The organism is Stenotrophomonas sp. NPDC077659, from assembly GCF_050268705.1.
Classification (GTDB): Bacteria; Pseudomonadota; Gammaproteobacteria; order Xanthomonadales; family Xanthomonadaceae; genus Stenotrophomonas.
On the sequence record NZ_JBNNHG010000280.1, the window covers coordinates 1 to 1530 of the forward strand.

General features: G+C 67.1%; 1 protein-coding gene, 1 pseudogene and 1 riboswitch. Of the genes and pseudogenes, one reads left to right on the forward strand and one right to left on the reverse strand.

What is annotated here, in order from left to right; genetic code table 11:
* Positions 1-403: pseudogene (locus ACQKDV_RS19440) on the reverse strand (hypothetical protein); the annotation flags it as partial.
* A 62-nt stretch (positions 404-465) separates the two neighbouring features.
* Positions 466-568: riboswitch (glycine riboswitch) on the reverse strand.
* Between the two features lie 296 nt (positions 569-864).
* On the opposite strand from ACQKDV_RS19440, the gene ACQKDV_RS19445 reads away from it, so the two are divergent.
* Positions 865-1530: MFS transporter (locus ACQKDV_RS19445; protein ID WP_427785859.1), on the forward strand; the 666-nt coding region annotated here is incomplete at its 3' end.

Sequence of the window (1530 nt, forward strand, 5' to 3'; positions counted from 1 at the left end):
ACAGCAGGTCGCCCGGCGCCGGTTTTGCCGTGGCCGGGTCCAGCAGCCGGTACGGGGTGTAGGCGGTGTACCAGGCCGGGTTTTCCAGGATGTTGCGCAGGATCACGTTCGGCGTGTGGGTACCGTAGTAGCCCTGGCCGATGAAGCTGCGCAGCACGGTGTTCTTGTCGGCGATCGTGCGGATCTTCGCCAGTGCCTGCACTTCGGTCATCGACTCCGGCAGCGCCAGCGGCGCCGGCGACTTGATCTTGGCCGGCACGATGGCGTCGGTCATCGCATCCAGCGTTGCGTGGCCGACCACGTCGAGCATCTGCGCGATTTCGGCGTCGTTGGGACCGATGTGGCGCTCGACGAACGCGGAATGGTGCTCGAGCTCACGCAGGGAGGGGGTGTTCTGGGACATGGCGAAGGATCCGTCAGGGAAGGGCACACGCACGGGCACAAGCCGCCGGTCGGCGGTCTGCGGGGCGCCCCTCTGTCCTTTTGCCTGAGAGTTTGGAAGCCCGGAATTCCGCAGCTTCGTGCCCCTTCGGCGCCGGATCGAACCGGTCTCTCCAGAGTTGTGTTACGGGTGGTATCGGGCCTGAGCGATTACGGGCGTTGCGCCTTCGGCAGCGGTGTTCCGCTTCTCCCACCGTGTTGCCCGCCGATTATAGCCGGTTGCCGCGGCTGAACGCGGGCCGGGGCGTCAGCCCGGCTGAACGCACGATGGCCCAGCCCTGCGTTCTGTGCAGCCCTGCGTGGTATCGGCCGCAATCCCGGCCTATCATGGACGGATTCTCGTATTCATCTGGCGCCGTCCCTGCTGCAGGGAATCGGCGCCCGCCGTGCGTGCCGCGCATGGCCCTGCCGGACGCTTTGCCGATGACCGCCGCTGTCGCCCCTTCCACCCGTCGCATGGCCCTGCTGCTGGCAGGTCTGGCCATGTTCGGCCCGTTCTCGATCGACACCATTTTCCCGGCCTTCCCGCTGCTGGCCCAGCGCCTGGCAGTGGATGAAGTGGCCGTGCAGCAGACCATCAGCGTGTATCTGCTGTTCTACGCGCTGATGAGCCTGGCGCATGGGCCGCTGTCCGATGCCTGGGGCCGCAAGCGGGTCATCCTCGGCGGCCTGGTGGTGTTCATCGGTGCCTCGGTCGGCTGCGCGCTGTCCACCGACCTGACCACCCTGCTGGTGTTCCGTGCGCTGCAGGGTTTGTCGGCGGGCGTGGGCATGATCGTCGGCCGCGCGGTCATCCGCGACCTGTACCACGGCCACGATGCGCAGCGCTTGATGAGCCAGGTGTCGATGCTGTTCGGCATCGCACCGGCCATTGCTCCCATCATCGGTGGCTGGATCCTGCTCAGTGGTGCCGGCTGGCCACTGATCTTCTGGTTCCTGGTGGCGTTCTCACTGCTGCTGCTGGTCTGCACCGTGCGCTTCATGCCCGAAACCCACCCGGTGGCCGCGCGCGTGCCGCTGTCGCCGCGTGCTCTGCTGCGTGACTACCTGCGCATCGGCTTCAACCCGCGCTTCCTGCGCCTGGCCCTG